The following is a 6,465-nucleotide window of genomic DNA, read 5'->3' on the forward strand; positions in this document are numbered from 1 at the left end:
TTGGGGTGGTTGGCGGTGAGCAGGCGCATGGCGCGCCAGGCTTTGGCACGCAGGCCGGTGGCGAGTTCGCCAACGGCGCGGCCTTTTCCGCGCTTGAAGATCATGCTGGCGGTTTGGGGGCGGTGTGGTGTCGTCTGCTTCATGGGCTCAGTTACCTTTGCGTGCAGCCTGGCCCAGCACGTGGAACAACTCCACGCCTTTGAGGTCGGCCAATGTCATGGGGTTGTTGCGAGTGGCCTCGGGCCGCACGCGGGCGGCAATCTCGATGCGGGTGATGGCGTTGATCACCAGGCGCATGCAGGCATCGGTCTTGTCGTGGATGTGTTTGACCAGGTCAGGGGCAATGGGCACTTCAGACAGCTGGGCGCACACCAGGGCCACGTCTTCAAGGGTGGACTTCTTGAAGTTGCATTCGTTGTTGATGCGGTCTTTGAGCTGCTTGAGGTTGGCAGCAAACAGGCGGCTGATGTCGTGGGTCATGAACACCAGCACCAGCAGGGTGCTGCTTTTGTCGGTGATGCCGCGCAGCTTTTCCAAACAGGCGGCTTTGTTTTGCAGGGTGAAACCGGCTTCATCGACGATGATGCTGATGTTTCCCTTGACGATCATCTCTTCCATGCGGCGCTCAAAGCCACGGGTGATCTCGATGCCCAGCTTTTCGGCAATCTCGACAATCATCTTGCGCGGTGTCCAGTCAACCTGGGCGGTGACCATGACGGCCCCCACCTCTGCAGCCCAGGCTTGCAGGGTGCGGGTTTTGCCCTCACCGGGTCGGCCAGTCAGGGCCACCAGTCCGCTTTCACGGGCCCCGCGCTGCTGGGCCTCCCGGATCTTGGCCTCGAACAGGACAGCGTTGCTGGTTTTGACAAATTCACGTTTCATACAATTCACCTCGTTTGGTTTTGGTTTCACACTTGCTGAACATGGTTGCCAGGTGCGTGCGAGGCACTTGGCAACCGCCTTCTCACTCACATCGCCGCTTGGCGTTGTTCCTCTTCTTCCTGCTGCATTGCCTGCATCTCTGCATCCATGCGCGCCAGCAGGTCGGCGGCATCCATTGCTTCTTGTTTCTGGCGGGCTTTTTCTTCGGCTTCTTGGGGTGTTTCGCCGCTGAAAAAGCGGGTGGCGAAGTCGGCTGATTCGGTGGCCGGTTCGCTGGATGGCGTTAATTGGCTGGCTTCTTTGCGCTGTTGGGCCAGGGTGATTAACGCTTTGTCCATGGCGGCTTGGGCGGCACACTGGCCAATGTCAAACACCTGGGCGCTGGCCACTTCAATAGCTTTGACCTCAAGCGGTGCGCGATCTGGGTCCATGCGGGCCTGGATGTCTTCAATCTGGTTTTCTTTGCGTTTGATTTGGGCGCTCATGCGCTTGGCCAGCGCGAATTCGTAGAGGCTTTGGCTGCGGTAGCCGGTGGCGCTCACAAACTTGGCTTTGCAGATCAGGCGGCCTTGCAGGTCTTTGACCCACACGTATTCGCCGTCCATGGGGTCAATGGCCACCATGACTTCAGTCTTGGGCTTGCCGGGCACGCTGCTGTAGGCGCTTAAGGACTCGTGGTAGTAGCGCTGGCCACCAAAGGCGTGCACGGTTTCGCGGGTGACGGTTCGGCGTTCGTGTGGCATGAACAGCTCGGTGAGCGTGCATTCGTCCACGGCCACGGGTTGCCAGCCGTTTTTGATGGCGCCGTCCAGGGCCTCCTGCGGGGTCTGGTGCCGTTTTTTGCCGGTGGTGGGGCAGGTGATTTTTGGCAGGGCGCTATGGGGCGTGTTGTTGCTTTTGACGCGCACGTCATCCAGCCACTTGACCATCTGGTCTTTGGTCTCAAACAGGATGCCCTTGCCCACGCGCAGGGCAGCATCGCGGGCGAGTTTATGGGCCTCAAGGTCGCCCTTGGCTTGCGCCTTGACCATGTGGCTGGTGAATTTTTTGACCTGTTTGAAGGCCAGGCTGTCCATGCGCTCGGGGTGCATGTAGGTGGCCAGTGCCCGGCTTTCGCGGTCAAGCCGGGTGTTGTAGTTCTCGGCAATGCCGTTGGCCTGGCTGTTGCCCACGGTGGCGGGGTGCACCACGGTCATGCCAGCGCGGGCGCTGATGCTGGCCACAGGGTCAAACTGCACTTTGGCGTTTTTGACGCTGCCGGTGCTGTCGGTTTGCCACACGGCGGGGATGCCACCCACGCGGATGCATTCTTCAAGGCCTTTGAGGATCACGTCGGCGCTTTCGCTCATGCCAATTGATAACGGCGTGGTGTAGCGCGTGGCCACGTCGTGGAAGTGCCAGACTTCATAGCTGACGTATTCGCCCGTGACGGGGTGCGGTGCCAGAAAGTGGGTGTTCCAGCCATCGGCATGCACTTCAACAAAGGGCTCCAGCCCGGCGTTGGTGCGGTGCTGGTAGAACTTGTGGGCGCGCAGGGCGCTGCCTTTGTGCTGGCCGTCAAGCAGGTCGAGCTGGCTGAATTTCTCCCGGAAAAAGCGGTAGAGCTGGTCGGCACTGGGGAAGCTCAGGCGCTCGGCCAGGGCTTTGAGTTGCTCGGGCGTGGCCAGGGCACCGGCACGGGCTTTGCGGTTTTTTTGCACCCATTCGCGGCTGAAGTCGGGCCAGGCTTTTTTCATGTCAGCCAGCACCGAGGCGGTGGTGGGCTTTTGCGGCCGTCGTTTGAGTTCCACGGCCAGCACCATCCAGGGTTCCAGCGCCATGACAGCCTGGGGCAGGCGCGGGGCCAGGTTGTCGCCGGTTTGCTCTTCTTTGGACTCTTTGGCACGCTTGAGCCAGCCTTGCAGGGTGCGCAAAGTGGGCAGGCCTTGGGCGTTGGGGTGGGCGGTGCTGGCCTTTCTGCCACGGCTGTCGCGGCTGAGTTCCAGCACGGCGGCAGACACGTCGCCATCCAGGCGGCCAGCGGCGGCGGTGGTCAGAAAGGTAAGCATCGCCCGGCGAGTGGTGCATCCGGCTTCGTCTTCGATGCGCTGCACGTAGCGCAGCACGGTCTGTCGGGCCATGCCCACGGCACGCTGCTGGTTGGTTTGCAGCCAGGGGTCAAGCGGCTCGCCTTTTTGGCCCTGGACGGCGGGGGCGGTGGCGGTGGCGCGGGCGGTGTCTGTTAACGCTTGGCCGGGTACGGTGGCGGGCAGCAGGCCAGAGGCGGCGACTTCGGCGGGCAGGCAGGCCAGCACCTGGGCGGTGACTTGGGCGGCTATGTGGGCTTGGGTTTCTTGGGGGAGGCTTTTAATTGCGTACTCAAAGCCGAATCCGCGTACTTTAGTTCGCGATACGGCTAAATTTTTTTTCAGCGATTTCAGGACGCCGCGCTCAGTCCCTGGCATCCCAGGCATACCCGCCAATTCCTTCGCCGTAAACCATTCTTTAATTGCCACGATCAGCTCCAAATTCACGCTCAAACACCACCGTCGCTTTCCAGGCTTCAAAAAGCAGCTGCACCTTCTGCATGCAGCGCTCTTTTTCTTCGCCTGTGAGGTCTTCCGCGTCATGCAGCGCCTGGTTTTGCTGCTCCAGCGCCCACAGCCTGAAGGTTTTCACGCTGGCATTCATGGCTGCCTGCTTGCGACGCTCTTCGGTAGACAGTGGTCGCGGCGGTGTCGGCGGTGGGTCTTGTGTCAAGCGCACCATGATCAACCCCGGCTCAGTCTCAAAAAATGGTTGAACACTTGGTATGCGTTGGTGAGCTTCATGAAGTCATCACAGTGCTTGCCAAAGGCTTCACCCGTTGTGGTGTTCATGTTGGTCAACGCATCCCGCTGTGCCTCCACCAGCCAACCCTCGAAGGTGGCATCCTGGACAGTTTTTATTCGCTCATTTGCTATTGAATTTTTAACTATCGTCTCTTTCTCTAGCGGCGCTACAGGTTGTTTATCTAGTTTGCGCTTAGGCATGTTTTCAGTTTGCGACATCGGTCCTTTCCCTGTAAGAATCCAAATGATGTTGACTCCTGTCGATGCCAGTCGATCCCTGGCACGATCACCCAGCCGAGCATCACGTAATTCATACCGTCTTAGAGACGCTTCAGGGATTCCAGATAACACGGAAAACCTCTTTTGGGTCAAGCCCAAAGACTCGCGCCAAGCCCTGATCCGTTCATGGGTTGTCATCGCAATTTCCTTAAACAGTAGGTCTTAGATCACTTGGGGTAATTCCTTGCTCCATGGTGGCGCGCAAATCACGCACCACCGCACGCGCCAGGCCCCCATGCGGCACACGGTCGGTGCGCAGGCCCCAGGTACGCATGGCCAAACGTGCCGTGGCTGGTTGATAGCCATGAGCATTGGCCCACGCCGCCATACTGGGCCATCCCAAAGTCATGATCCGGGCACGCACCTCCAGCGGTGTGCCCAAAGGGGCGGTTTTTCCTGCTGCACTTGTCATAATGGCTCCATTGCGTTAAAACTTTCGTTACGGATTAGTGTATGCGAACAATAGTTCGTTTTGCGAACTTTTTTATATTTTTTTTGTTCCGAGTTGGTTCCGAGTCAAAAACAGGGGTCAGTACCCTTGGAAAGGATGGATGCCATGAGAAATCAATCAGTTATCTCTGACTCGGAACTCATGTCTCAACACGTTGATAAAGTTCCGAGTCGGAAAAAAGACTCGGAACTAGCTACGCGCTTGCGCGACATGCTTGGACAAGAGTCAGTTACTGCTTTTGGGCGCCGTTGTGGTATCGGTGAAGCGACTCTTCGGAAGTATTTTTCAGGCACGTTGCCGAACTCAGAAAACCTCGTCGCCATGGCCGACGCCGGAAACGTCAACATCGAGTGGCTGGCCGCAGGCCGTGGCCCCAAGATGCGCGGCGCCAGCGCCGGCATCCCCATGATTCCCCAGGCCGCACCCGCGTCCATCGCCATGGAGGATATTGAACGTCTCACCCTGGCCATAGAAGCGGTTGACGAGGGCCTTGGCCCCCGCTACGCCGCCATGCCACCACCCAAACGCGCCGCGCTGCTCGCCGCCGTCTATGATCTGCTGCTGGACATGGATCAAAAGGACAACGTCATCAAATTCATCAAACTCGCCGCCTGAAACGCGGCATTTCACTCAGGGAGACAACCAGTGTCAGACTACAACGCCAATAAAAAACAAAAAATCGTTGATTTGATTAAAGATTCTGCACCAACAGATTCGCCGGCAAAGCCAGTCAGGAAACGTAATCCACCAGCGCCAAAGACATCGATCCCAGCCATCCCAGACCCAAAACAGGGCACCATATATGTGAACGGCAATGGGAATGCTGTTGCAGGGAGGGATATCACGCAAAACATTACCCACCACCACAAGCCAGCACGTCCGAAGGTAGTCGTAAAAACGGCTGATGGGGTGATTGATGCACAGCAGAAAGCCGAACTTACACGTCTCAGGGACGAGTGGATGACGGCACACAATGCAATCAAAAAAAACGTACTGACTTACCAAGCCGCATGGGGTAGGTTTAACCGCGCCATGAAGGTAAGCGGATATGCTGAACTCAAGCCAGAGCAGTTTGAGGCAGGTTGTAAGTGGTTTCGCAGCCAGATATCCAGGCTAAACAGCATGTCAAGCGCCGCCAAGAAGGTGCCGGGACACCGCAATAAGCGCATTGGCGCAATCAAGGCCCGCTGCAAGAACGAACTTGGCGACGAATTTGCTTATGTAGCCTACATCATCAAGAACTTCGATAAATCCAGCCTTGCTGATTTGGATACCAAAGAGTTAGAGGCTACGTATCGCTACATTATGGGAAAGAAGAAAGCGTGATCCTGGATCAACTTTGGGCCAGTTGCCGATAAGCCTTGATTCGTTAATTGACATGCCGCGCCGGGCTTTCCAAGCCCTCAATTAACGCTCCAACCCATCAAAAAAGGGGTGATCCGCCGAAAGCCGATTACCCCTATCCGTTTTTTTACGATGCCTGCGCAAAAACTAGCCCAAATTTTGATATTCCGTTGCTATTTCCATCTAAAACCCAATTTTTCTCAAACGGCGATTTTTTTCAATCAATTCAAGCACTTATAAGGTTTTGCAGGATTATTTGCATGTGCAAAAACGATTGCCACCCCACAATTTTCGTGACAGTTACGAAACCCTGAACGATGGCATTCCTGGAGATGGCCTCACGGTACAGAATCGTGTACCGCTGTCTGTAAAAAGTCTGTAAGAGCAAAAAATGGAAAGGGTTTGCTACTGTATTGATAGTGGCAAACCCTTGCTGTATATGGTGGGAACTGAGAGGCTCGAACTCTCGACCTACGGATTAAGAGTCCGCTGCTCTACCAACTGAGCTAAATTCCCGGTCGTGACGGTGTTGCCGTCGATTGAAGCCGCAAATTATAGCGACAAAATTCGCCACTTTCTGTCGCAGCGGAGGATCGCTGCAATTGGCACTACATCAGCAAATGTTCCCCGGCGTTGTCGCCGCCGAGCGTGACGTAGTTGGCCTTGCGGATGTCCATCAGCTTTTTGCCACCTGAGTAG

The 6,465-nt window shown here is 56.6% G+C and carries 7 protein-coding genes and 1 tRNA gene; 2 read left to right on the plus strand and 6 right to left on the minus strand.

Annotated elements, in window-relative coordinates; translation table 11 throughout:
- Positions 1-147 precede the first annotated feature (147 nt).
- From PHQ58_RS22950 to PHQ58_RS22970, 5 genes are all read right to left on the minus strand, one after another.
- Complete coding sequence (locus tag PHQ58_RS22950) at positions 148-882, minus strand: ATP-binding protein (protein ID WP_300116079.1); 735 nt, start codon at positions 880-882, stop codon at positions 148-150.
- A gap of 86 nt (positions 883-968) precedes the next feature.
- A complete protein-coding gene (locus PHQ58_RS22955) occupies positions 969-3,377 on the minus strand; it encodes a Mu transposase C-terminal domain-containing protein (protein WP_300116082.1) in 2,409 nt (802 codons plus the stop codon).
- Entirely contained in the window at positions 3,367-3,630 is a 264-nt protein-coding gene (locus PHQ58_RS22960; RefSeq protein WP_300116084.1) for a hypothetical protein, read from the minus strand. Before PHQ58_RS22960 ends, PHQ58_RS22955 begins: the two co-directional genes overlap by 11 nt.
- Positions 3,631-3,632: 2 nt before the next feature.
- On the minus strand, positions 3,633-4,109 hold the full coding sequence (locus PHQ58_RS22965) for a helix-turn-helix transcriptional regulator (RefSeq protein ID WP_300116086.1): 477 nt from the start codon (positions 4,107-4,109) through the stop codon (positions 3,633-3,635).
- 10 nt (positions 4,110-4,119) lie between these two features.
- A complete protein-coding gene (locus PHQ58_RS22970; protein ID WP_300116088.1) occupies positions 4,120-4,383 on the minus strand; it encodes a hypothetical protein in 264 nt (87 codons plus the stop codon).
- A gap of 144 nt (positions 4,384-4,527) precedes the next feature.
- Here PHQ58_RS22970 and PHQ58_RS22975 point away from each other — a divergent pair, with 144 nt between their 5' ends.
- The gene (locus PHQ58_RS22975) at positions 4,528-5,037 is read left to right on the plus strand and encodes a helix-turn-helix transcriptional regulator (RefSeq protein WP_300116091.1); all 510 of its coding nucleotides are present in this window, start codon (positions 4,528-4,530) and stop codon (positions 5,035-5,037) included.
- Positions 5,038-5,067: 30 nt separating this feature from the next.
- Positions 5,068-5,748 carry a hypothetical protein gene (locus tag PHQ58_RS22980; RefSeq protein ID WP_300116094.1) on the plus strand — a complete coding sequence of 227 codons (681 nt, stop codon included), beginning with the start codon at positions 5,068-5,070 and terminating at the stop codon, positions 5,746-5,748.
- A gap of 458 nt (positions 5,749-6,206) precedes the next feature.
- On the opposite strand, the gene PHQ58_RS22985 is transcribed toward PHQ58_RS22980, so the two are convergent.
- Positions 6,207-6,282: transfer RNA gene (locus PHQ58_RS22985), tRNA-Lys, on the minus strand.
- Positions 6,283-6,465: the final 183 nt, after the last annotated feature.

The sequence above is a fragment of the Rhodoferax sp. genome (genome assembly GCF_028688795.1).
Classification (GTDB): Bacteria; Pseudomonadota; Gammaproteobacteria; order Burkholderiales; family Burkholderiaceae_C; genus Rhodoferax.

What these genes read in the sequence shown, in the direction of transcription:
- PHQ58_RS22950 (WP_300116079.1), bottom strand. Translation starts at nt 882, where the DNA reads ATGAAACGTGAATTTGTCAAAACCAGCAACGCTGTCCTGTTCGAGGCC.
- PHQ58_RS22960 (WP_300116084.1), bottom strand. Translation starts at nt 3,630, where the DNA reads ATGGTGCGCTTGACACAAGACCCACCGCCGACACCGCCGCGACCACTG.
- PHQ58_RS22965 (WP_300116086.1), bottom strand. Translation starts at nt 4,109, where the DNA reads ATGACAACCCATGAACGGATCAGGGCTTGGCGCGAGTCTTTGGGCTTG.
- PHQ58_RS22970 (WP_300116088.1), bottom strand. Translation starts at nt 4,383, where the DNA reads ATGACAAGTGCAGCAGGAAAAACCGCCCCTTTGGGCACACCGCTGGAG.
- PHQ58_RS22975 (WP_300116091.1), top strand. Translation starts at nt 4,528, where the DNA reads ATGAGAAATCAATCAGTTATCTCTGACTCGGAACTCATGTCTCAACAC.